Raw genomic sequence first — 641 nt, 5'->3', positions numbered from 1 at the left:
GGTTGCAAAAGAAGTAGGTAGCTTAACCTTCGGGAGGGCGCTTACCACTTTGTGATTCATGACTGGGGTGAAGTCGTAACAAGGTAACCGTAGGGGAACCTGCGGTTGGATCACCTCCTTACCTAAAGAACCTGCCTTTGTAGTGTCCACACAGATTGTCTGATGAAAAATAAGCAGTAAAAGAATCTCTGCAGGCTTGTAGCTCAGGTGGTTAGAGCGCACCCCTGATAAGGGTGAGGTCGGTGGTTCAAGTCCACTCAGGCCTACCAAATTCGCTACCGCTCTGCGTTGCAGTGACGCTCACATACCTCAGTATGTTTCGTGTCACCACGCCTTGACCGGAATCGAATTGCGGTACAGAGATTAGTCTTTACGATGGGGTTATAGCTCAGCTGGGAGAGCGCCTGCCTTGCACGCAGGAGGTCTGCGGTTCGATCCCGCATAGCTCCACCATCCTTTTACTGCTGAAAACAAGAAAACTTCAGAGTGTACCTGAAAAGGTGCGCTGCGAAGTTTTGCTCTTTAAAAATCTGGATCAAGCTGAAAATTGAAACGACACACTGTGTCTGCTCTCCGTAATAAGAGCAGATAAGCGGTGTGTTCGAGTCTCTCAAATTTTCGCAACACTGTGGGTGTTTTAC

At 48.7% G+C, this 641-nt stretch carries 2 tRNA genes and 1 rRNA gene; all 3 read left to right on the top strand.

What is annotated here, in order from left to right:
• Positions 1 to 121, top strand: a 16S ribosomal RNA gene (locus AC07RN_RS20905); the annotation flags it as partial.
• A gap of 71 nt (positions 122 to 192) precedes the next feature.
• Positions 193 to 269, top strand: a tRNA-Ile gene (locus AC07RN_RS20900).
• 108 nt (positions 270 to 377) lie between these two features.
• Positions 378 to 453 (top strand) — tRNA-Ala (locus AC07RN_RS20895).
• Positions 454 to 641 lie beyond the last annotated feature (188 nt).

The sequence above is a fragment of the Lelliottia sp. GFLA7 genome, assembly GCF_056490165.1.
The sequence above is the reverse complement of the archived record's forward strand: the minus strand, read 5'-3'. Positions and strand labels throughout refer to the sequence as shown.